At 37.7% G+C, this 25,442-nt stretch carries 16 protein-coding genes; 14 read left to right on the top strand and 2 right to left on the bottom strand.

From position 1 onward, the window contains the following. Positions 1-311 precede the first annotated feature (311 nt). Together EZ456_RS12565 and EZ456_RS12560 are read left to right on the top strand one after the other, a co-directional pair. A complete protein-coding gene (locus tag EZ456_RS12565; protein WP_225876530.1) occupies positions 312-2,456 on the top strand; it encodes a glycoside hydrolase family 97 protein in 2,145 nt (714 codons plus the stop codon). A 475-nt stretch (positions 2,457-2,931) separates the two neighbouring features. After that, positions 2,932-3,408 (top strand): acyl-CoA thioesterase, encoded by a 477-nt coding sequence (locus EZ456_RS12560; RefSeq protein WP_131530627.1) that lies wholly within the window; start codon positions 2,932-2,934, stop codon positions 3,406-3,408. Between the two features lie 186 nt (positions 3,409-3,594). Here the strand turns inward: EZ456_RS12560 and EZ456_RS12555 are convergent, their stop codons facing one another. Beyond that, positions 3,595-5,346, bottom strand: a complete 1,752-nt coding sequence (locus EZ456_RS12555) for a HAMP domain-containing sensor histidine kinase (RefSeq protein ID WP_131530625.1) — start codon at positions 5,344-5,346, stop codon at positions 3,595-3,597. 1,351 nt (positions 5,347-6,697) lie between these two features. Continuing rightward, positions 6,698-7,219 (bottom strand): NADPH-dependent FMN reductase, encoded by a 522-nt coding sequence (locus tag EZ456_RS12550; RefSeq protein WP_131530622.1) that lies wholly within the window; start codon positions 7,217-7,219, stop codon positions 6,698-6,700. Positions 7,220-7,399: 180 nt separating this feature from the next. Between EZ456_RS12550 and EZ456_RS12545 the strand changes: the two genes are divergently transcribed. From EZ456_RS12545 to EZ456_RS12490, 12 genes are all read left to right on the top strand, one after another. After that, entirely contained in the window at positions 7,400-8,203 is an 804-nt protein-coding gene (locus EZ456_RS12545) for a ParA family protein (protein WP_029280114.1), read from the top strand. 7 nt (positions 8,204-8,210) lie between these two features. Next, positions 8,211-9,119 (top strand): ParB/RepB/Spo0J family partition protein, encoded by a 909-nt coding sequence (locus tag EZ456_RS12540; RefSeq protein ID WP_131530620.1) that lies wholly within the window; start codon positions 8,211-8,213, stop codon positions 9,117-9,119. Further along, positions 9,119-9,844 (top strand): DUF5683 domain-containing protein, encoded by a 726-nt coding sequence (locus tag EZ456_RS12535; protein WP_131530618.1) that lies wholly within the window; start codon positions 9,119-9,121, stop codon positions 9,842-9,844. The genes EZ456_RS12540 and EZ456_RS12535 overlap by 1 nt, the downstream gene beginning before the upstream one ends. A 104-nt stretch (positions 9,845-9,948) precedes the next feature. Continuing rightward, entirely contained in the window at positions 9,949-10,683 is a 735-nt protein-coding gene (gene dapB / locus EZ456_RS12530; protein ID WP_131530616.1) for a 4-hydroxy-tetrahydrodipicolinate reductase, read from the top strand. Positions 10,684-10,821: 138 nt separating this feature from the next. Beyond that, the gene (gene lepB / locus EZ456_RS12525; RefSeq protein WP_131530614.1) at positions 10,822-12,015 is read left to right on the top strand and encodes a signal peptidase I; all 1,194 of its coding nucleotides are present in this window, start codon (positions 10,822-10,824) and stop codon (positions 12,013-12,015) included. A gap of 404 nt (positions 12,016-12,419) precedes the next feature. Beyond that, complete coding sequence (locus EZ456_RS12520; protein ID WP_131530612.1) at positions 12,420-15,734, top strand: SusC/RagA family TonB-linked outer membrane protein; 3,315 nt, start codon at positions 12,420-12,422, stop codon at positions 15,732-15,734. A 25-nt stretch (positions 15,735-15,759) separates the two neighbouring features. Further along, complete coding sequence (locus EZ456_RS12515; protein WP_131530610.1) at positions 15,760-17,478, top strand: SusD/RagB family nutrient-binding outer membrane lipoprotein; 1,719 nt, start codon at positions 15,760-15,762, stop codon at positions 17,476-17,478. Positions 17,479-17,537: 59 nt separating this feature from the next. Next, on the top strand, positions 17,538-18,119 hold the full coding sequence (locus tag EZ456_RS12510; protein WP_131530608.1) for a redoxin domain-containing protein: 582 nt from the start codon (positions 17,538-17,540) through the stop codon (positions 18,117-18,119). 1 nt (position 18,120) lies between these two features. Continuing rightward, positions 18,121-19,452: a cytochrome c gene (locus EZ456_RS12505; protein ID WP_131530606.1), complete on the top strand. Its 1,332-nt coding sequence runs from the start codon at positions 18,121-18,123 to the stop codon at positions 19,450-19,452. Between the two features lie 355 nt (positions 19,453-19,807). After that, positions 19,808-20,995, top strand: coding sequence for an ROK family protein (locus tag EZ456_RS12500; RefSeq protein ID WP_131530604.1), 1,188 nt, complete (start codon positions 19,808-19,810; stop codon positions 20,993-20,995). Positions 20,996-21,132: 137 nt separating this feature from the next. Next, positions 21,133-22,557, top strand: coding sequence for an alpha-L-fucosidase (locus tag EZ456_RS12495; protein WP_131530603.1), 1,425 nt, complete (start codon positions 21,133-21,135; stop codon positions 22,555-22,557). A gap of 2 nt (positions 22,558-22,559) precedes the next feature. Further along, a complete protein-coding gene (locus tag EZ456_RS12490; protein ID WP_131530601.1) occupies positions 22,560-25,232 on the top strand; it encodes a beta-glucosidase in 2,673 nt (890 codons plus the stop codon). Positions 25,233-25,442: the final 210 nt, after the last annotated feature.

The raw sequence follows: 25,442 nt of genomic DNA, 5'->3' as shown, positions 1-25,442 counted from the left end.
GGTACTGAACCCCTACAATCCCTAACGCGAACATATTGCGGGGAAAGACCTCGTAGGTTTTTAAAAACTGCGGAGTCTGAATAATAATTTTTGACTGAATTAGTATCTGAACAGATCGATTGACGTCTAATTATAATCGATTTGAATTTAATTAAATACGATTTAATTATCGCTTGATATGATTTGTATTAATTAAATACGTTTTGAGTGTTGCGAGATGTGAATGTATTTATTAAATATTTTTTCAGTGTTAAACCAACCAAAAGCTGCAAGTTCTAATGTGATATAAATAATAATAAATAAATGATAATATGAATAAGAAACCTAACCAATCCTTTAACCGCTCTAAAATCCTTACTTTAATATGCACCTTGCTATTTTTTGGGGATGTTTTCGGGAACGTTCCCGAAGAATATTTGAAGTCGCCGGATGGCAATCTTATGGCCAGTTTTGCTTTGGCTGAAGGAGGAGTACCTACCTATAGTTTAAAGTACAAAGGAAAAGACATTATTAAAACCAGTAAGCTGGGGCTGCAGCTTAAAGAAGGTAAATCATTAATGGATGGTTTCGCCATTACAGATACTAAAACCAGCACTTTTAACGAAACCTGGAAACCGGTTTGGGGCGAAGTAAAAGAAATTGTAAACCATTATAATGAGCTGGCCGTAACGCTAACCCAAAAAGAAAGCAACCGCTACATCATTGTGCGTTTACGTTTGTTTAACGATGGTTTAGGCTTTAGGTATGAATTTCCTGAGCAGAAAAACTTAGATTATTTTGTCATTAAAGAAGAGAAAACCCAGTTTGCACTGGCCGGTGATCATAAAGCGTTTTGGCTTCCGGGCGATTATGATACGCAAGAGTACAGTACCATAACCTCAAACCTATCAGAAGTTCGTGCTAAAATGAAAGCTGCGGTAACGCCAAATGCATCGCAAACTACTTTTTCGCCAACGGGCTTACAAACGCCGTTGATGATGAAGAGTAAAGATGGTTTATACATCAATATCCATGAGGCAGCATTGATCAACTATTCTTTAATGTCGTTAAATCTAGATGATAAAAATATGGTTTTGGAATCGTGGTTAACCCCTGATGCAATTGGTGATAAAGGTTATATGCAGGCCCCTTGTTTGTCGCCCTGGAGAACCATTATTGTAAGCGATAAAGCAGGTGATATTTTAACTTCAAAACTAACCTATAACTTAAACGAACCAACAAAATTTAAAGATGTATCGTGGATAAAGCCAACCAAGTATGTAGGTGTTTGGTGGGAAATGATTACAGGCAAAAGTACCTGGGCCTATAACGATTTAACCAGTGTGCAATTGGGTGTAACTGATTATGCCCAGACAAAGCCCAATGGAAAACACGCTGCAAATACTGCGCATGTAAAAGAATATATCGATTTTGCTGCTAAGAACGGACTAGATGCTGTTTTGGTCGAAGGCTGGAACGAGGGTTGGGAAGATTGGTTTGGTAAAACAAAAGATTATGTATTTGATTTTGTAACACCTTATCCCGATTTCGATGTAAAAGAATTGCATCGCTATGCAGCGAGCAAAGGCATTAAAATGATTATGCACCACGAAACTTCTTCATCGGTAAGGAACTACGAACGCCATTTAGATACTGCTTACAAATTTATGAAAGCCAATGGTTACGATGCCGTTAAAAGCGGTTATGTAGGTAACATGATCCCAAGAGGGGAGCATCATTACGGACAGTGGTTAAACAATCATTACCTGTATGCCGTCCAAAAGGCTGCTGAGTATAAAATTATGGTTAATGCACACGAGGCGGTTCGTCCAACAGGCCTGGCGCGTACCTATCCGAATTTAATTGGAAATGAATCGGCAAGGGGAACAGAATATGAAGCTTTTGGCGGCAACAATGCTGATCATACTACGATTTTGCCATTTACACGTTTAATTGGCGGACCGATGGATTATACGCCTGGTATTTTTGAAACAAAAGTAAGTGTTTATAATCCCGAAAACACCTCTTTTGTACACAGTACATTAGCGCGTCAGTTGGCACTTTATGTAACGATGTATAGTCCTTTGCAAATGGCTGCCGACTTGCCTGAAACGTATAATAAATACATGGATGCTTTTCAGTTTATTAAAGATGTTGCAGTAGATTGGGACGATACCAAAGTTTTAGAAGCGGAGCCAGGCGATTATATCACTTTTGCGCGTAAGGCTAAGGGTAAAAATAACTGGTTTGTAGGCCGTACCAATGATGAAGTTGCCCGTACCTCTAAAATCGACTTAAACTTTTTAGATCCGGGTAAAAAATATACCGCAACCATTTATGCCGATGCAAAAGATGCAAATTACGAAACCAACCCTAAAGCTTATACCATTCGCAAAATGGAGGTAACCAGTAAAACTAAATTAGCTCAGTATTGTGCTCCGGGTGGGGGATATGCGATTAGCATTGTGGTGAAATAATTTTGTGTTGTTGTTTTTTACCACAGATGGACACAGATAAACACGGATCGGATATCCCTATCTGTGTTAATCCTTTTTATCTGTGGTTAAATATTCTGTAGTGTCAGTTGTTACCAACTGACACTATGTTGTTTATCAGTCAGATGGTAATATCTAACTGCACCGACATTCCCATTTTTACGTTCCGTCATACTGAACTTGTTTCAGTATCTATCATGCTATTAAGATTGTTCGACTAGACTACGATTAATAGATCGTAAAAGAGCGGTCGTCATTCCCACGTAGGTGGGAATCCTAAAGCACCATGCAAACCTAGCTAAATCATTAAGATTCCCAGGCAAGCTGAGAATGACGATCACGTTCAGCATCACCCGTATTGCATCGTCATAACGTTTTGTTGGGGCTTTTAATTTTATCTTATTTTATAATATCTTAGCAAAGACATTAAACCAAACAATTTTATCAAAACATTATCATGCCCAGAACCAAAAACCACATCGAACTTCAATTTTTAAGCGAACCTTCTGACGTAAATTATGGTGGTAAGGTACATGGGGGAATGATGATGAAGTGGATCGACCAGGCTGCTTTTGCCTGTGCCTTACAGTGGAGCCAAACCTATTGTGTGACGGTTTATGTTGGTGGAATCCGTTTTTTTCATCCTGTTCATATCGGGCACTTGGTTAAAATGGAAGCACGTATTATTTACACAGGCAAAACCAGCATGCATATTGCAGTTGATGCTTTTTCTAAACCAGTAGGTCAAACCGATTTTGTTAAGAACACGCACTGTATTATTGTCTTTGTTGCAGTAAACGACGATGGACAGCCAAAGGCAATTCCAGCCTTTAAACCCAAAACCGAAAAAGAAATTGCCATGCATGGTTATGCCATTAAGCTGATGGAATTACGTAAAAGCATTGATAAGGAAATGGAGCCGTATATAGTATAACGCTGGGTAGCATAGTCTCTCCAGTTTTAACCACAGAGAAAACAGAGAAACGGGCACGGGGCACACAGCGTTAAGCGTTTGGAGGTGCCGTTTTCCATCTCCCATCTTCTGTTTTACATTTTTTATTTACCTCTGTATACCTCAGTGCAAGCTTGGTGTCCTCTGTGGTAAAGAAAAACGCGGAATCTATTCCACAATAGGCAAGCTAAAACAAAACTTGCTACCTTCTCCAATAGCACTTACTACCCATATTTTTCCGTTTTCGGCTTCTATAAAATCTTTAGAAATGGCGAGGCCTAATCCAGAGCCCGATTTATTCTGACCATCGGTTGGTACCTGGAAATACCTGTCGAATAATCTTTTCTGGTATTTTTCGTCAATACCTTTTCCAAAATCGCGCACAGAGAAATCAATAAAATTATCTTTTTGGAAAACATCTATGATTACTTTTGATTTTTCGGAACTGTATCGCAATGCATTAGATAAAAAATTAACCAGTACCCAGGCTGTTTTCTGAATATCGGCATTCACATTTGGTAAGTTCTGATTGCAGTTAAGCACCAGTTGAATTGATTTTTGTTCCGCTTGAAATTTAACTGCATCAACGGCATAGCTCACAATTTCTTCAGGCTTGGTTATGGCAAAAGTGAGTTTTAAATTACCTGTTTCTACCTGCGAAAGGTCTAGCAGTTCGCTGGTGATTTTTAGAAGTCTGTCGCTATCTTCTTTGATGTGGTTAAGTAGCTCGTGCTGTTCTCCATTCATAGCGCCCACACGCTCATCATTAAGTAACTTTAAACTCATTTTGATAGACGATAGCGGTGTTTTTAACTCGTGCGAAACCGTAGCGATAAAATTTGTTTTGGCTTCATCGAGCTCTTTAAATTGGGTAATATTTTTTAAAGTGTAAACACTCCCTGCAGATTTAGAAGAGGCAATTAATGTGCTTTCGTCCTGCTCTTCATAATTTGGGATAATGATTTCGCGGTTTTCCAACAGGAAATAAGATTCTTTATCATCAGCATAAATTTTTAAGGTATTATCATCTGTTTCAGGTTTAATAATCCGTTTAAGCAGTTCGTTCTTTTGCATCAGTTCGGCCACGTTTTGGCCAATAACCTTATCTTCATCAAGACTCATTAGTTTTGCAGCCAGATGATTTAGAAAGAGTACTTCTCCTTTTTCATTTAAGCCAATTATGGCATCTTGCATTTGTGCGATAATGGCTTCGATACGCGATTTTTCTGATTTAATTTTAGATAAGTTGCTATTTTCCCATTCGTTTAGTTTAACAACCATTCCGTTAAAAGAGTCTGCCAATTCTGTAAACTCATCCTCGTTTTCGAAATGCAGGCGCTGTTTATAGTTTTTACGACTGATTTGCTTAATCGCCGCGCTAAATTCGGCAAGTGGATTGGCCACAAAACCCGGAAAGTTAACAATGAACGTAAATAGGATAATAAAACTCAGCGTAGCTGCAATCATGATATACAGGTTTGCCCTTGATGAAGCTTGGTTAGCCAATTCATTTTTATCGTAAATGGCCTTCATATTTACCTCTTCGATATTTTGCAGCGCAACGCGCAAATTTTTGATGCTATTTTCTTTAATGGCTGATGATTGTGAGTTGTTCAGCACGTTAAAAGCTATTCCTAATTTTTGGAAAGCCACTTTTTCACCAGGTTCGGTAATGTTTAACCCTTCATTTTTTAGGTTTTCAGTAAATATAGCCAGTTGTGGACTGTTTAATGGAAACTGGTTCTGGTCGATTACATTACGCATAGCAGCAACATATTTCAACGATTTGTAGTTGTCTTTAAGGATTACCTTCGATTTATCAGAGAGCTCATTTAAGTAAAAGAGCGCGATTAATCCGAAGGATAAAACGATTATAAAGAGAAACCCGAATCCGAGGCGGAGCTTGGTTTTTATTTTCATTGTGTTTTAGTTTAACCGCAAAGGGCGGAGAGGTTTTTGCTAAGTAACGTAAAGTAATTTCTCTCTTTTTTGTGTAAAAATAGGTTATAATTAAATCTGTTTCCTGATTAACTAAATTATATAACAAAGGTTAAATAAATAGCATCTGTTTAGCCTGTAGTCAATAGCTATGCCAGTAGATTGGATTGTTATTTAAATTGTTGTTTTTTAGGCTGATAGGATGTTTTTGTGATTGTTTTAAGCAAAAAAACCTTTTCATTTTGGAAGGGTTTTTATCAAAATGAAATTGTGACTTTTGAAAGTTCAAAGTACTGTTTTATGTTCCTAAACCTGATTGACGTGGAAAGCCCACAGCGTAGCGAGGACTTGCAACAGAAAGCAGGAGTGAAGCTAATATGAAACACAGGTTTTGCTTTTCAAAACAAAAAATAAATATGAGCTTTTGTTTTTTCGGAAAGCAGTTTAGTAAGCATTTTGGATGATGTAGTTCAGTTCTGCACCCTGCTATCCGGCCTAGGATATGATGGAAGGAGAAAACGTTAAAGCTTTAGCACCTTCTTTCAACCTACCACTGCCCCGAGGCAGCACACACTTTCTGACCCTTCGTCGGAACTTGTGCTGGCGACCAAAAAAGCTTTGACGAATTTATCCGACATCAGATCCAAGCCTTGGACTTTTGTTACTTTTGGGCCAAGCCAAAAGTAAGAGTCACTTCGGCGGCGGTGAGCCGAGGCAAGAATGCGCAAAGGGCAAGAAAACAGCGACCGCTTTAGGATTCTCGCATGCGCGAGAATGACGAACGTGTTATTGATACTACAAAAACAAAGATAGTGGTTAATTACTCGGAGATCCTTCGCGATGCTCAGAATGACAGCAAAAGATAAATTCTTTCCACCCTGTCCGCTTTACTGCGTGCCCGCTTCCATTGGGTTTAGGTGGCACGGCCGGTAATAAGATTTGGGGTTGCAGGATGCAGAAAATGAAAATTTAATTTAGACTGAACGATTTTTAAGGTCATGGCTCTATCTTTTGTCCTTAAACCTGATCGCAGCGAACATCCCGATTTAAGCACTGTCTGTTTTGTCTTTTATTGTGTGCTTGCTTGTTTCACAGGTTTCATCGGGATAAAGTGGAGAGCAGGACTATCGGAACCTAGGTGTTGCTGAAATTTCTTTCCTCAAAAAAGATATAATGACTATGTTTTTGGAAAGCAAAACCTTTGTTACATAGCGGCGTCAGTCCTGCTTTTCATTCCAAGTCCTCGCTAAGCTGCGGGCTTTCATTACAATCAGGTTTAAGTGGCACGGCCGGTAATAAGATTCAGGGCTGCTTGGTGCAGAGGAATGATGGGTTAAAATCTGATAAACTTCTCTATCTGCTCGTTGGTGAACTTAACCGTATCTGGCTGGCTTAAGTTGCCCTCGGCATCTAATTCGGTTTTAATATTCGGAATGTGCAAACGTAAGGGTAGAATATGCAAATGAATATAATGACAAACGCCTGTAAAGTGATCTACACCACGAATATTGCCATATTTGCCAGAAGAAATGCCAACCAAAGCTGCTTTTTTATCATAAAAACTATCGGGGAAATTACAGGCATCTATTAATACTTTTAATACCCCCGGGTAGCTTCCATTGTACTCTGGCATGATAAATAAAAACTTTTCGGTGTTATTAATCATGTTCTGGATCTCTTGAAAAGCTGCTGATCTTTTACCATACATATCCGTGTTCAAAACATCTATAGGCAGGTGCTCCAGGCTGAACAAACTGGCATCAGCTCCTTTTTCTTTTAGTTGCCTTTGGTAATATTTAGCAACTTTTAGCGTATTGCTATTGGGCCTGTTGGTAGCGGCTATAATTGTGATCATGGATAATTGTTAATAAGATGTGTAAAACCCAAATGCGCTTCTTGCTAAAATTGCCATATAGTTTGTATCTTAGCTGATTGTGAAAAAGGCCGCAAACAACGCAAAAATAGAACTTTTTGCCAATTAAAACGCATAAATAACACAGCCCAAATAAACGTTAAGTAAATTTCGGATACATAGATGAGCAAAATTATTGCATTAGCAAATCAAAAAGGTGGCGTTGGTAAAACAACTTCATCTATAAACCTGGCTGCGAGTTTGGCCGTACTAGAATACAAAACTTTATTGGTTGATGCTGATCCTCAGGCAAATTCGACTTCAGGTATCGGTTTCGATCCCCGGAATATTAAAGATAGTATTTATGAGTGTATCATTAATGATATTGATCCTTTGCAGGCAATCCAAAAAACGGATACACCAAATTTAGATTTACTGCCTGCCCACATCGATCTGGTTGGTGCAGAAATCGAGATGATTAACCTGAACAACCGTGAGTATAAAATGAAAGCGGTTTTGGAGAAAATCAAAGATCAGTATGATTTTATTATTATTGATTGTTCTCCATCACTGGGTTTAATTACCATTAATGCTTTAACCGCTGCCGATTCGGTTATTATTCCGGTTCAGTGCGAGTATTTCGCTTTAGAAGGTTTAGGTAAGTTATTAAACACCATCAAAATTGTTCAGAACCGTTTAAACCCTGATTTAGAAATTGAAGGTATTTTACTTACCATGTATGATGTGCGTTTACGTTTATCAAACCAGGTGGTAGAAGAGGTGAAAACACATTTCCACGAACTGGTTTTCGATACGATTATTCAGCGTAATACACGTTTAAGTGAAGCGCCTAGTTATGGCGTTTCGGTAATTATGCACGATGCCAATTGCAAGGGTGCAATTAACTACCTTAATCTTGCCCGCGAAATTGTAAAGAAAAACGGCCTTTTAAAGGAAGAAGAAAACATAGGAACAGCAACTTTATAAATTATAGATGACATCTTTTCAGCGAAAAACAGGTTTAGGAAGAGGGTTAAGTGCGCTTTTAGATGATAGCGAATCTGCTCATCCGCCGAAACAGCAGGTAAATGCTGTTAGCGAAACCGAGCAGATTGGCAATATCAGTCACGTAAGTTTAACTGAAGTTGAAACCAATCCATTTCAGCCACGTACCGAATTTGACCAGGTAGCTTTAAATGAGCTTGCCGATTCGATTAAGATACAGGGTTTGATCCAGCCGATTACGGTTAGAAAACTCGGCGCAAATAAGTACCAACTCATTTCGGGCGAACGCAGGTTCAGGGCATCGAAATTAGCTGGTTTAACACAGATTCCTGCTTACATCCGCAGTGCCAACGACCAACAAATGTTGGAAATGGCCCTGATCGAAAATATTCAACGCGAAAATTTAAATGCCATTGAAGTTGCATTGAGTTTCCAGAGGATGATTGATGAGGTAGGCTTAAAACAAGAACAATTAGGAGAACGTGTAGGTAAAAACCGTACAACGGTTACCAATTACCTGCGTTTGTTAAAACTCCCACCAGCTATCCAGGCTTCCATCCGCGACCAGAAAATTAGCATGGGCCACGCAAGGGCCTTAATTAATGTTGATGGTGTTGATAAACAATTGTATATCCACCAAGAAATTTTAGAGAAAGGATTATCGGTACGTAAAGTAGAAGAGATTGTTCGCAATCTCCAACATATACCTTTGCCAGCTAGTGAGAAACCCAAGGTAAAAGGTGTTTCTTTTCAATATCAAAAATTACAAGACGATCTGGCCTCTAAATTTGCTACCCGTGTAAAGTTAAAAGTAAGTCAGAACGGTAAAGGGGCAATAGAAATTCCTTTTATGAGTGATGACGACTTAAACCGAATTTTAGAGTTATTAGACTGGTAATGCAAAAGACTAAGCTTTTAATACTGGTTGCTGCATTTACATTTTTTCTTGTAAACTTAGCCTCGGCGCAGGTTAAGGATACGGTATTAAAACCTGCTGATACTTCGAAAATAAAATTAGCTAAGTCATTAGATACTGCGGCTAAAAAAACGATGACCAGAAAGGATTCGATGAAAGCTAAGTATATTAATCCGGGTAAGGTTGCCGGCAGAAAAGCTGTTTTCAGATCGATGATTATACCGGGCTGGGGGCAATTATACAATATGCAGTTGCTTAACGATGGTTATGGTGGTAGAGCAGGCAAAAGCCAGTTTTTTCAGAAATTATATACCGGAGGTAAAATTGCGGCAATTTATGGTGGGATAACGGTGCTTACAATGTCGTACATCGAAAGTAGCAAACAATATGATTTGGCATTAACAGAATTGCAGTATCGCGACTCGAACAGTGATCAGCCTGATCCTAACGGTCCTTTTGGTAGCCGTTATTCTACTACAGGCATAACCCAGCGTAAAGATACCTACAGAAGAAACAAACAGATTGTATTGTTTTCTTACGGTTTGGTTTATTTCGCCAATATAGTAGATGCCTATGTGGCAGCTCGCCTGCATTTCTTTAATATTGATGATAATCTTTCTTTTAAGGTGATGCCATCGATGATTAATACCAATTCGGTATATGGTTTCAATGCAACGCCTGCATTAAAATTATCACTAACATTTTAATATAGAAAACGTCATGATTACTGACTATAGATTTTGAAATCATGATCATTTGCCAATTAACTTTAATGTTAAACAAAAATAAAAACTGAAATAAATATAAACAGATGAATATTGCGCTTTTAGGATATGGTAAAATGGGGCAGATTATCGAGAAATTTGCAGTAGAACGTGGCCACGAAATTGTTTTAAAAATAACAATCAATAATCAGGAAGATTTAACCAGACAAAATTTAAAATCAGCAGATGTGGCTATCGATTTTAGCACACCTGATTCGGTTTTAAAAAATATTGATGCCTGTTTTGATGCCAATGTGCCAATAGTAGTAGGTACAACGGGCTGGTATGGCAAACTTCAAGAAGTTAAAGACGATTGCAACAGCAGTAACAATACTTTACTTTATGGGTCTAACTTTAGTATTGGTGTAAATTTATTCTTTAAGCTTAATCAAACTTTGGCAAAGCTGATGAATAATTACCCGGCTTATGAGGTTCAGGTTGAGGAAATCCATCATACACAAAAATTGGATGCGCCAAGTGGTACAGCCATAACCCTTGCAGAAGGGATTGTAGATAACCTGGACAGAAAACAGGAGTGGTTAAACGAAGTGGTAGGCACTGATATTGAATTGTTTCCGAAAGCAGAACAACTGCTGATAGAATCGCACAGGATAGAAAATATTCCAGGCACGCATACGGTAATTTACAGTAGCGAGGTAGATGAAATAGAAATTAAACATACGGCCCATAACAGAGCTGGTTTTGCTTTAGGTGCTGTAGTAGCAGCAGAATGGCTAAAAGATAAAAAAGGATTTTTCAGTATTACTGATATTTTTGAATAAAGCCTAAAGACCAAAGTTTAAAGCTGAAAGACCAAAGCACAATATAAATCTGTGAGATCATTTAATTTGTGAAATCACCAAAGGATTACAGATAACAGGTAACCGATTAAATAAATCGCGAAACCAAAAATAAGATATATGAATTATAAGTTCTGGCAACGAAAAAAAGATGCCCCAAAGAAGAAAAAAACAAAAACCCGTGAGTGGGTTGATGCAATTGTTTTTGCAGTAGTAGCAGCAACCATTATTCGCGTATTCTTTATCGAAGCCTATACCATTCCGTCTGGTTCGATGGAAAGATCATTACTAATTGGCGATTTTCTTTTCGTTAGCAAAGTTAATTACGGTGCACGTATCCCGATGACGCCTGTTGCTTTTCCTTTTGCTCACCATACTATGCCGTTAACCACTTCTACCAAAGCTTATTGGGATGGTGTACAATGGAAATATCACCGTTTACCAGGTTTATCTAAAATTAAAAGAAACGATGTAGTGGTATTCAACTTTCCCGAAGGAGATACTGTTGCAGTAGAAAACCAGGCAGAAAGTTATTATGCTTTAGAACGTAGCATGGGCCGGCAGCAGGTTAGAAGTACATTTACGATAATAGACCGTCCGGTAGATAAGCGTGAAAACTTTATTAAAAGATGTATTGGTATTCCTGGCGATGTAATTTCGATGAGCAACGGTATTGCCAATGTAAATGGTAAAAATGAGCCTTTAAAAAATACAGGTATGATGCCGTATCGCATCGAATTTAAAACCATGGATTTTAATTACGCTGTGCTTGATGAATTTAATTTAAATTTAGGCGGTGCACCAGCGGTGGCTACCAATACCTATATTTTAGATGCCTCACCAGAAATTGCAGAAAAACTGAAAACTTTCGATTTTGTAAAAACAGTAACCTTAAGTCCTGATCCTGCTGGAGCTGTTCCAGGAGGTGTTTTTCCTAACGACCCAAATAGAGTTTGGAACAGGGATAACTTCGGGCCGATTAAAATCCCTTCAAAAGGATGGACAGTTAAAATCGATAGCAATACCATGCCACTGTATTACAGGGCAATTAGAACTTACGAAGGAAACAAAGTAGAGCAGAAAGCAGGTGTTTGGTACATTAATGATAAGGTAGCTACTACTTATACTTTTAAAATGGACTACTATTGGATGATGGGCGATAACCGCCACAATTCAGCCGATTCGCGCTATTGGGGTTTTGTACCTGAAGACCACATTGTAGGTAAAGCTTTATTTGTTTGGATGAGCTGGGACAGTACTGCATCTTTCTTGCACAAAATAAGATGGAGCAGGTTGTTTATGGGGATCCATTAATATCCCTTATTTAAAACGTTTTTTTGACAAAGGCCTGCTTAATGCAGGCCTTTTTTTGTGCTAAAATCACCTTTTTAAAAAAATTAAAAAGTTTTCATTGTTTATGTTTTTTTTTCATAAGTTTGTTGTAAACCAAATTAAACTAAGTAATTACGATTTCAAAATTAATCGAGCCGTGAGTTGATGATTTAGATATGATCGCTGTATTGCTACAGTTAGTCCTTATTTTTAATAAACTATATTCCCTTTACGCAGAGTAGAATAAAAAATTAATAGGTCAAGCATATGCCTATTGACTTTAATACAAGCAATGATAACTTAAACTAAAATTTATGGCATAAAACAAACCAATCTAAAAATTAAACCAACTAATCACATTATTTAAAAAACTAACAAAATAGGACATGAAGAAAATGTACTTTAAATTTTTGAGCCTGCTTTTACTCGCATTCTTTGCAATTGCAGCTCATGCACAAACTATAATTACCGGGACAGTAAAAGATGCGTCCGGACCGTTTCCAGGAGCCAATGTTTCTGTAAAAGGTACACAAAGATCAACCCAAACCGATGCAAATGGTAAATTTAGCATCAGTGCTTCAAGTAATGATGTTCTTGTTTTTTCTGCCGTTGGTTTCCTACGTCAGGAAGTAACTGTAGGAAGTGACAAAAATTTCAATATTTCTTTAAAAGAAGATTCGAAATCTCTAGAAGAAGTTACTGTAAGCACAGGCTTTGGTGTAAAGCAACAAACTAGAAAGCTGAGTTATTCTATTCAAGAAGTAAAGGGCGAGGATTTAGTTAGAGCTAACGAGCAGAACATTGTAAATGCATTACAAGGTAAAGTGGCCGGCGTGATGATCAATCAAGGTTCAGGAGGACCACAATCGTCATCAAGAATCAGAATCAGGGGTAATTCGTCTTTAAGCGCAAATACACAGCCTTTGGTTGTTATTGATGGAGTCCTTATCCAGCCAGGAGTAAGCGGAGCCGACTCTTACGGAAACAGCCCTCAGGATTTTGGAAATATCATGAAAAACTTAAATGCAGATGATTATGAAAGTATTACCGTTTTAAAAGGTGCTGCGGCAAGTTCGCTATATGGTTCAAAAGCTCAAAATGGTGTCCTTTTAATTACATCTAAAAAAGGTAAAGGTGGACAAGGTTTAGGTATTTCATTTTCACATACACAAACCATTGAAGAAGCATACAAAACAATGGATTTACAGAACGAATTTGGTGCTGGTATCAATCCAACTTTCACAAAAGATGCTTCGGGTACGCCTGTAATAGATGCAGCGAACTATTTCTGGAGCTTTGGCCCTCGTTTCGACGGAAGTCAGGTGAAGGATATTGATGGAAGGATGATTAGCTGGAATGCACAACCAAACAATTTGCTAGACGCCTATAAGCTAGGTAATTATAGTAATTCAAATTTGGCATTTCAAGGTGGCAACGAAACTGGTACATTCAGACTTTCCTATTCAAAATTATACAGCACAGGTATTTTGCCGAATAACAAATTCGAGCGTGATGCCTTGGATTTTAGAGGTTCTCAAAAATTCGGAAAAATATTCGAAATTAACGCAGGTGTAAATTATACCGTCAGCAATAGTTTTAACCCAATTAACCAATCAAACAATAATAATCCATTGTTTGCTCTTGTATACGGTAACCCAAGAAGCTATGATACAAATTATTGGAAGAATAAATACATCGATCCGGCAAATGGAGGAGTATTAACCGGCAACAACGATCCTTATGGGTTATCTCCTCTTTGGTTCAATATTTACGAAACAAATGTGAGGCAGCGCGAGAATAATTTTAGGGGTAATATAGATGTTAAAGCAAATATAACACCTTGGCTAAATGCACTTGTTAGGGGAACATTAAACCAGATTAATATTACAGGAGAAACGAAAAACATTGGTAGCGGCGTAGGATTTGCAGGGGGAGAATATGCTTTAAGTCAATCAAATCAAAAAAGTAGCAGGTTGCAGTTTTTGTTAAACGGAAGTAAGAAATTAAGCGATAATTTTGATTTCAATATGAGTTTAGGGGCTGAGACCACCAAAGACTTTGGTAACAATTATACCCGTACCAGAACCGATGGTGGATTAAAAGATCCAGGCAAATTCTTTATGGGTAACTCGGTAAATGCTCAAGTAACCAATACTAGCTTAGATGGAAGCCAGAGAACAGATGCGGTATATGGTTTTGGTGATTTGACCTATAAAAACATGCTTACTCTAAACTTTAGTGTGAGAAACGATTGGTCATCAACCTTAACTTATCCTGATGGTCATGGTGACTATTCATATACTTATCCAGCAGCGGGTATATCTTATGTTTTTTCTGAATCATTAAAAAATACAACCGCATTTGGATTTCTTTCGTACGGTAAATTACGAGTAAACTATGGGTATACAGGTTTGGGAACCAATCCTTATGCTACAAGTGCAGGCAAGTATCAATTTATCGGAACATATACGGATGAAACAGGAAGACAAATGCCTCGATATGGTTTTACGGATAATACTTTGGGAAACAATAACCTACGTAATGAATTAACCAAGGAATTAGAGTTGGGAACCGAAATGCGTTTCTTTAACGATCGTTTAGGAATTGATTTTTCTTTTTATAGAAAAAACACTAGAAACCAAATTCTTTCTTTGGGATTACCAAGAGAATCTGGGGTTACTGCAAAACAATTTAATGCTGGCAATATTCGCAATCAAGGTATCGAAATCTTGTTAACAGGTACACCTATCAAAACTAAAAACCTAGAATGGACTAGTTCTATTAATTTTGCTAGAAACAAAAACATGATTCTTAGCTTAGCTCCTGGTGTGGATTCATATACTTTAGGTTATGCATTTGGAGCTGATATGACCTCTGTTGCTATTGCTGGCGAAGAATACGGTAGTATTTACACTAGTTATGGTTATGCTTCTTATCAGGCAACCGATGCCGCAGGTAATAATATCGATAGCCCAAACAATGGCAAAAAAATGTTAAAAGCAAATGGAAGTTTCTTTAGAAGTGGTGATGCCGGACAGGGTAACAAGATCCTAGGCTCGATGATGGAAAAATTCAATGCAAGCTCAATCAATAACATCAGATTTAAAAACTTCAATTTAGGTTTCCAGATCGATGCTAAAGTTGGTGGTTTAATGGCATCAGGTACACATCAATATGGCTCTAACTTTGGTGCTTTCGAAAGTACATTGTTTGGCCGTTCTGCTGATTTTGGTGGTTTACCAAGAAAAGACGCCTCAGGTGCCGTAATTGCTAATGATGGTATTATTCCAGATGGTGTATTTGCGAAAGGAACTATTATTAACAACATTAACGTTGGTGGATTAACTTTTCAGGAAGCAGCAGATAAAGGTTATGTACAACCCGTGAGTGCGCGGATTTACTATGCGAGATTGACACAATGGTCTACAGGTATCAGGGAATATTCTACATTCGAAAATAGCTGGGTTGCGCTCAGAGAAGTTTCATTGGGTTATACTTTGCCAAAGAAATTTACCGATAAAATTAATTTCAAACAGGTTAATGTTGGTGTTACCGCAAGAAACCTGATGTATATATATAATAGCTTGCCTGATCACTTAAACCCAGAAGGTTTATTTAATAATAGTGCAGGTGCTTTTGCAGAATATGGTGGTATGCCGTATGTACGCACTTTTGCATTCTCAGTAAGGGCAGCATTATAATAATTAACAGTTAAAGAAATTGAAAATGAAAAAGACAAGTAACATAATTCTAATGCTTTCTGCATTAATAGGAATTACCATATCATCATGTAAAAAGGAAAAGTTTGTAGAATTGAATACAAACCCTGCCATTATTGATAAAATAACACCCGAGCAGCAATTTATGAATTCGGTTATCAACATGCAGGGAGATCGGTTTGAGGCTTATTACGATAATTTCAGGGCCATTATGCCCTGGATGCAGATGTTAACTGCTTTAAACGGAAATAGTGTAACTTTTATTTCTGATGCAGCAAGTTTTAGAAATATCAGATATAACAATTTTTATCCAGGCGTTGGGGGCAATTTAACCGATATGGAAGAACTGGTAAAGAAAATGTCGGCAGAAGAGCAGGCAAAAAGGATTTATGAAATAGAAATAGCACATATTGTTAAAGCATATTATGCATTTTATGTATCAGATGTAAGCGGAAGCTTGCCTTATACAGATGCGTTTATGGTAAGATATGGGGGTACAGAAACACCAAAGTACGATACCCAGGAAGCTTTATTTGAATTGTTGGATGCGCAATTAAAAAAATCGGCAACAACTTTGGGTACAACGCAAGCAACTGCACAGGCCTCTTTAGGTACAAACGATTTGTTTTTTCAGGGTAATGTTGCCAATTGGATAAAAGTTGCCAATTCTACCCGTTTACGTATTGCTATGCGTTTAATGAAAAGAGACGCCGTAAAAATGAAAGCTAAGGTTCTTGAAATTTTAGCTGCACCAGGTGGCTTGATCAACAGTGCAACAGATAGCTGGGTTTTCAAAGCCAATGCAACTTATGCTGATGGCGGAGATTGGTCTGCTGCTGGCCTACGGGCACCAAAACCAGTTGTAGATTTCATGTACACCAATGGTGATCCAAGGATTAGATTTTTCTATCAGCAAAATACGTTTACTCAGGCTAATTTTGACGCTGCAAAAGCTCAAAATAAAATTGCGGCCTCAGCTACTTTTGATGCCAGAAGATTTTATGGTGTGCCAACCAGTCCTGATGTTTCAGCAGCTCCCGCATTTGCAAATTTCTTTAATAATATTACCATTTCTGTGGTAAACTCAACGGGACAAACTGTTAATCAGACAATGGATTCGTTATCACTCATTCAGCCACGCTTATTTGCAGCAGGTGAAAATGGTGGAAAAGGCATAAATGCTTTTCCTTTAATTACCTATGCAGATGTTTGTTTTATGAGAGCGGAATTAGCCGCTAGGTCGGTAACAGCAGAATCGGCTGAAGATTGGTACAATAAAGGCGTAAATGCTTCTATTGCTTTTTACGATGACCTGGCTAATAAAGCACAGATTGTGGATAGAAGTGGAGCTTTAAGTTATGTTGCCTCAACCCCTACTGAAATTGCAGCTTATACAGCTAAAGCAGATATTAAGTTTGATGCGACCAGAGCTTTAGACCAAATTATCGGTCAGGCATATCTAAATTTCTTTAAGCAACCTAATGAGGCTTGGGCGCTATACAAAAGAACAGGAATGCCAAATTCTACAACAGTTTTAAAACTCGAAAAAATTATTGCGAGTGGGACAGAGCAGGTAATTCCGAGAAGAGCAAGTTTAGCTTTTCCTTCTGTTACCAATTTAAACTATCAAAACATTGTTGCTGCTTATAAAGTAATGCAGGCAGATCCTGATTTTGGTCAAGGTCCGAGTGATATTTTAGGCAGAGTTTGGTGGGATAAGAAATAAAAGAATCTTTATTTAAATTAGCAGAACTCCTAATCCAGATTAGGAGTTCTTTTTGTATTATGAAATTGATAACAAGCATTGTTTGGTTACTTTTTTTTTCGTTAACTCAGGTATTTAGCCAGGCCAGACTGCCTAATAAATTACTTTGGGAGCAAATAAAAAATAGTAACCTTGTTAATGTGAAGAATAAAAAAACTTTAATAGAAACAAAGAAAAATACAGCTTTTGTTTTTTTATCACCAGAATGCCCACTTTGTAAAAACTATACGCCTGTATTAAATGCGCTAGCTAAGCAGTACCCGGAAGTTAAAATCATTGGTATTGTACCTGGTAAAAGTTATACTATTGATGAAATTAATTTGTTTGCCAAGAGTTACGATGCCCTTTTTGATATTTATTTGGATAAAAATAAATCACTAACCAATACCCTTAAAGCAAAAGTTACCCCCGAAGTGATTTTAGTAGACCAAAAAGGAAATATCAGATACCGGGGGTTAATTGATAACTGGCAGGCAAAACTAGGTGTAAAACGAAAGGTTATTACTGAGCATTATCTGGATGATGCAATAAAGGATATTAATATTTCAAATTATAAATTTACTCAGACTATACCTGTTGGCTGTCTTATCAATGATCTGTAATATGCTAAATAAATTCATTGCAATAATTGTATTTTGCTTTTTCTTTAAGTCTTCTTTTGGTCAGAAAATCACCTATTATGAGCACATCGCACCTATTATCCGCAACAAATGTGCACCATGTCACCGTCCGGGGGAAGCAGGGCCTTTTTCGTTGTTAACTTATGCAGATGTTGCCAAAAGAGTTTCATTTATCAGAGATGTTGTCGAATCGGGATTTATGCCGCCATGGAAACCCGATAACCATTATCGGATATTTGCAAATGACCGTTCTTTAACCAATCAAGAAAAGAAAACAATTATTAGCTGGATAGAAAATAAGGCTCCAGAAGGAGTGAGTAAAAATGGCGAACCAGAAACCGATAACCTTATCTCAGGAACTCAATACACAAGGAAACCTGATATCACACTGAAAGTTAAAAAGGCATTTGTTGTTAAGGGTGATAATGAAGAAAGGTTTATTGTATTTAAAATTCCATTCGAAATGACCACTGCAAAAAATGTTGCAGCCATAGAATTTGTTTCCGCTAATAAGAAAATCATCCACCATGCTAACTTTGCTATACACCCGGTGGCTGATAATATAGATATTAATCAGGCTGCAGATTTTGTAAATCTAACAGATGAGTCCAGGGTCAATTATGATCAGTATTTACCGTTTAAGAAAGAAATGACTTATTATGGTGGTTGGATACCTGGTACTTCCTTCGAGTCTTATCCCGCTGATTTAGGCTGGGTCATGCCCAAAAGAGGGGTTATATTACTAACCATTCATTATGCGCCTCTTGCTAAAGATGAGGAAGACATATCGGGTATAAATCTGTTTTTTAAGGAAACTCCAATTAAACGGGTAGTAAATGTGGTGAGCTTAGGTTCCGGTGGAGTTGGGGAAAGTTCTATTGATCCTTATTTTATGATTCAAGCCGATTCCGTTAAAAAATTCAATCTTAAAATTTTAACCCCCCAAGATCAATCTTTGTTGTATATATGGCCACATATGCATTTGCTAGGTAAGAGCTTTAAGTCTTATGCGGTTACAGCCGCAGGTGATACCATTAAACTGATATCCATCCCCGCCTGGGATTTTAGGTGGCAAGAAATCTATCGCTTCAATAAGTTGATTAAAGTTCCTAAAGGATCGGTACTCACTATAGAAGGGACTTATGATAATACAAAGGAAAATCCAAATAACCCAAATAACCCTCCAAAAATGGTTTTTTCTGCTAATGATATGAAGTCTACTGATGAAATGCTTACCATGCTGCTGGTATTTCTAAAATATGAAGAAGGAGATGAATATAAAAGTCTTGATGCTTTAGAAAGTCGAAAAAAATAAATAAGAGCTTTGACAGACGAAGTTGCTAATTGCAATAGTTTTCATAAATTGTCTACTACTATATCCAGGTAGGCATAATATCTCTTAATTTATTACAAAGCCTGGGGGGAATTGGTTCTAACAATTTTGTATAATGTACTTCAATTAAAATCGAATTGGTATTTCTAAGTAATTCTCAACTGTTTGCACCATATTTTTTTAAATCGAATTTAAAAATTGCAATTTCTTTCTATCAAATTGATTTATTAGTAAAGTACAGCTACAAATAAGTGAATTTTATAAAATCTTTTTAATTTTTTTAAAAAGATTGCTTTTCTTTTCTTTTTTTTATAAATTTATACAAACCAAATTAAAAATGTCTGCAACGATTAAGAAAGCACAACGATTAAGGGCCGACATCATTAAGCTGCTTTATTATAAAAAAAAATCATCTCTTACCGATTTAAGTAAACGTACTAAAAAAAGCTTGCCTTTAATTACTTCGACTGTAAATGCGTTAATAGAGGATGGCTTAATTATAGAGCAGGGATTGGCACCATCTACCGGAGGCCGCCGCCCTTTAAATTTTTTATTAAACCCCGATTACAAGAGGTATATAATAGCCGTAGCAATGGATCAGTTAACTAGTCAGTTAACCATATACGATTTATCCAATCACCAGGTTTTACCAACGCAGGTGATCGATTTAGATATGACCGAGAGTAAAAGTGCCGATACTTTGATCGCATTCATTGATGATTGCATAAAAAAATCGACAATCGATAAAGAAAATTTATTGGGGATTGGTATTGGTATGCCGGGTTTTGTGAATGCAGAAAAGGGAATGAACTACTCTTTCATGCAGGTTGAAAACGATATAAGCCTGCAAGACTATCTCGCTAAAAAATTAAGTTTACCAGTTTACATAGATAACGACTCTAGTTTGATTGCCTTAGCTGAATTAAACTTTGGTGAAGCAAGAAATTTAAAAGATGTACTTGTAGTTAATATTGGCTGGGGTACCGGTTTGGGGATGATTATTAATGGCAAATTATATCGAGGCAGTAGCGGTTACGCTGGTGAATTTAGTCATATCCCTTTATCTAATTCAAATGCTTTATGCTCTTGTGGTAAGCGGGGATGCCTTGAGGTGGAAACATCTCTTTTGGTAATGGTTCAAAAAGCAGAAGCAGCGGTAAAAAATGGTGAAGAAACAAGTTTAAAAACTCTTTTTAACGATAAAAGTAAAAGCCTTGTAGATCATTTCTTAAATGCTGTTGTAAAACAAGATCCTGTAGCCATTTCTATATTAGCTGATGCCGCATTTCAGATTGGTAAAGGATTGGCCACATTAATCCACATTATGAATCCTGAACGTATTGTGTTAAGTGGTCGCGGGGCAAAAGCTGGAAAAATGCTTCTGCCACCAATACAGCAGGCTATTAACGAATTTTGTATACCCCGGGTAGCCGAACAAACAGAAATTAAATGCTCTAGCTTAAGCGATCAGGCTGAATTACTGGCTGCAGCTAGCTTGATGGTAGAAAACAGTCTGTTCGAATAATTAAACTCAATGAATTAAGCCTAAAAGCCAGTTCTTTAAATATAGTTTATCTTGTTTTTTCGGCCTATGGCTAAGCCGGATTTTAATATCGATTATAAAATCATAATGGTTTCATTACCATTGAAAAATAGAAATAGATGAAAATAAAAATTTGCTTCCTTTTATGTTTTGTGCTCTTTGCAATACGTTCTTCTGCCCAGCAGAACGACATTATGCCCCAATCGGAGATTTACGAATGGCCAAAAGATGATGCAGTTAAAAAGAAGCTCGATACCTGGCAGGATAAAAAGTTTGGAATGATTATTCACTGGGGGCTTTATGCTGTTCCGGGGATTATCGAATCTTGGTCGATCTGCTCTGAAGATTGGATCAGCAGAGACAGTACCATTAAATATGAAGATTATAAAAAATGGTATTGGGGCTTAAACGAAAAATTTAACCCAACAAAATTCAATCCCGAGCAATGGGCTAAAGCAGGTAAAAGTGCAGGTATGAAATACCTGGTGTTTACCACCAAACATCACGATGGTTTTGCGATGTTCGATACTAAACAATCTGATTTTAGCATAGCCAAAGGCCCTTTTACAACCAATGCAAGGAAAGATGTAGCTAAATATGTGTTTGATGCTTTCCGCAAAGAAAATTTTATGATCGGTGCTTATTTTTCTAAACCCGACTGGCATTCTCAATACTATTGGTGGGACAAATATGCCACTGCTGACAGAAATAACAATTACGATATCAGAAAGAACCAGTGGCGCTGGAATATGTTCAAAAGCTATACCCAGAACCAGATAGGTGAGTTAATGAACAATTACGGAAGCATTGATATTTTATGGCTAGATGGTGGATGGGTGCGTCCTCGGGCTAGCGTAAATAAAGAAGTACTTTCTTGGGGTGCACCAATTCCAGAGTGGAGTCAGGATATCGATATGCCTAAAATTGCCGCTGATGCCAGAAAAGCACAACCTGGTTTAATTGTGGTTGATAGAACGGTACATGGCCAGTTCGAAAACTATCAAACCCCTGAGCAGAAAATCCCTGAAAAGCAATTGGATTACCCATGGGAAAGCTGCATGACTTTAGGCGGAGCCTGGGGGTTTGTACCTAACGATCAATATAAGTCGGCAGGCGAAGTAGTTCATAAATTAGTAGAAATAGTAGCCAAAGGTGGAAGTTTGCTTTTAGGTATTGGCCCCAAGGCAGATGGAACGCTACCTGATGATGTGATTACAAGACTGGATGAAATTGGTAAGTGGACCAGTAAAAATGCTGCTGCCATATACGGAACACGGATAACCAAAAATTATCATGATGGAGAAAACTGGTTTACGCAAAGTAAAGATGGCAAAACTATTTACGGCATCAGTTTAATTGGCAATACGCCAAACAAAGAAATTTCCTGGGAGGGAAGTATACCTAAAAAAGGGAGTCCGATTACGATTTTAACTACCAACCAGAAGGTGAAATGGACATTGAAAGATGGCAAGGTACATTTCAATCTTCCTAAAACTGATGAGAAAATAGCCCTGACTTTTTCATTTACGCCTGAATCAAATTAGTAATGCCTACATCAACAAAATACCTATACTTATTACACGCACTTTTTTTGTCTTGCAGCCTTTTTGCTCAGGTTAAAAAAGAGCAATCTTTACCCTATAAAAATCCGAAATTAAGTATCGATTTGAGGGTAAAGGACCTCATTTCCAGAATGACACCAGAAGAGAAATTCTGGCAGTTATTTATGATTCCTGGTGATGTAACCGAAAAGAACAAAAATCAGTTTAAACATGGTATTTTTGGATTGCAGGTAAGTGCAGCCGCACAAGGGATTGGAAATGCACAACAAATGTTGACCTACAATACTTCAGAAGACGGACTTTCTCTGGCTAAAAAGGTTAATAAAATTCAAAAATATTTCGTTGAGGAAACCCGTTTAGGCATCCCGATCATTCCATTTGATGAAGCTTTACACGGTTTGGTTAGGCAAGGCGCTACCGCTTTTCCACAATCTATTGGTTTGGCTGCAAGTTTCGATACTGCATTAGTGGCCAAGATCGGTACGGCTATTGCCAATGAGGCAAGGGCGCGTGGTTTGAGAGATCTTTTGGCACCTGTAATTAATATGGCTACAGATGTGAGATGGGGAAGGGTAGAAGAAACCTATGGCGAAGATCCTTATCTAACAACCATTCTGGGCCATGCTTTTATGAATGCGATAGAGAGGCAAAATATAATTGTTACCCCAAAACATTTTATTGCCAATGTTGGCGATGGCGGCCGCGATAGTTATCCGATTGAAATGGATAAACATTTTTTAGAAGAAATCCACTTTCCTGCATTTAAAGATGGTGTTAAAAATGTAGGGATCCGTTCATTAATGACCTCCTACAATAGTGTTTTTGGTACTCCGGCAACCTCAAACAAGTGGTTACTTACTACTAAACTAAAAACTGAATGGGGTTTCAAAGGTTTCATAATTTCTGATGCGGGTGCAGTTGGCGGGGCCAATGTATTACATTTTACGGCTAAAGATTATAAAGATGCAACGGCACAATCGATTAATGCGGGCCTTGATGTAATCTTCCAGGTAGATTATAACCATTACAAACTTTTTCTACCCGCATTTTTGGATGGTAGCATTCCCAAATCTAGAATAGAGGATGCACTTACCAGGGTTCTGAAAGCTAAATTCGAGCTAGGGCTGTTTGAGCATCCTTATGTGGACGAAAGTATCGCCGAAAAGATGTTAAGCGATCAAAGTAACCACAATCTGGCTAAAGAAGCCGCCTTAAAGTCTTTCGTGCTCCTAAAAAACGATAACAATACGCTTCCGCTAAAAAGTACAAAACGGATTCTATTATTAGGTGAAGATGCCATTGAAGCCAGATTAGGTGGCTACAGTGGAACGGGGAATAAAAAAGTAAATATTTTGGATGGGCTCAAAAGTGCAGTATCTAATAATATTGAGATCACTTACTTAAAAGGTAGCAGTAGAGCGCTGCAGTCATATATTCCCATAGATAGTCAGTTTCTTTCTGCTAATCAAAAAGCAGGATTAATCGGAACCTATTACAAGGGACTTAACTTCTCCGGCAAACCCGTTAAAGAAGTAAATGATAAGGCTGTTAATTTCAGCTGGACATTATACCCACCAGATGAACAGCTCCAGTTAGATGATTATTCGGTGAGATGGGACGGTAAAATTAAAGTACCGCAGAATATTGATGTTAATATCGGATTGGAAGGTAATGATGGTTACCGATTATACCTGGGTAATAAATTGATTATCGATAATTGGAACAAAAAGTCTTTCAGTACAAAGACAGTTCCATTTTATTTCGAAAAAAATAAAGATTATACGATTAAGGTCGAATTTTTTGAGCCCAAAGGCAATGGTAAAATCAAACTGATCTGGGATTATGATATTAAGCGATCAAACGAAATAACCGATGCGGTGACGGCTGCAAAAAATAACGATGCGATCGTATTTGTTGTTGGTATAAAGGAAGGAGAGTTTTTAGATCGGGCGATGTTAAACTTGCCGGGTAACCAGGAACTGTTATTGGAAGAACTCGCAAAAACCGGGAAACCTATTGTGGTCGTATTAACTGGAGGTAGCGCTATCAATATGCAGCCCTGGTTAAATAAAGTAAGTGCAGTTTTAAATGTATGGTATCCTGGCGAAGCAGGAGGTAGTGCCATTGCAGATGTACTGCTCGGAAAGGTAAATCCATCTGGGAAGCTCCCAATTACCTACCCGATTGACGAATCGCAGTTACCCTTGGTTTACAACCACAAACCTACCGGAAGAGGCGATGATTATAATAACCTAAGTGGCGAACCACTTTTTCCCTTTGGATATGGATTAAGTTATACCAACTTTTCTTACAACAATTTGAGGTTTAACCGTAAAAGTATCGCTAAAAATGAAAACACTACAGTAAGTTTCGAGCTTAAAAATACAGGCAATTACGATGGTGAAGAAGTGGTGCAGTTGTATATGCGACCTTTGTTAAGCAAATTGGCACAGCCAGTTCTTGCACTGAGGGCTTTCCAGCGGATACATTTAAAGGTCGGTGAAACAAAGGTAATTTCATTCAAACTGGATAAAGAGGTACTTCAAACACTCAATATTAATAATGTATGGGGAGTAGCGCCAGGAGAATATAGAATCATGATTGGATCATCAAGCAAGGCACTTTATTTAAAAGATAACTTAACCGTTAAGCCTTAAAAGACATCCCTATGGTTGGGTATAAACCATATCAAGTAATTTTGCCGCAGATTCTGGTTAAATCTGCGGTTTTTCATTTTAATCCGTCATTGCGAGGAGGAACGACGAAGCAATCTAAAGTGCAGCATTATTCTTTACTAAAGATTGCTTCGGCTCGCTTATGTCCAGCCTCGCAATGACGACGATTCTGCTAACTTAGCGGTTTCTCTC

The organism is Pedobacter psychrodurus (genome assembly GCF_004331735.1).
Taxonomy (GTDB): Bacteria; Bacteroidota; Bacteroidia; order Sphingobacteriales; family Sphingobacteriaceae; genus Pedobacter; species Pedobacter psychrodurus.
The sequence above is the reverse complement of the archived record's forward strand: the minus strand, read 5'-3'. Positions and strand labels throughout refer to the sequence as shown.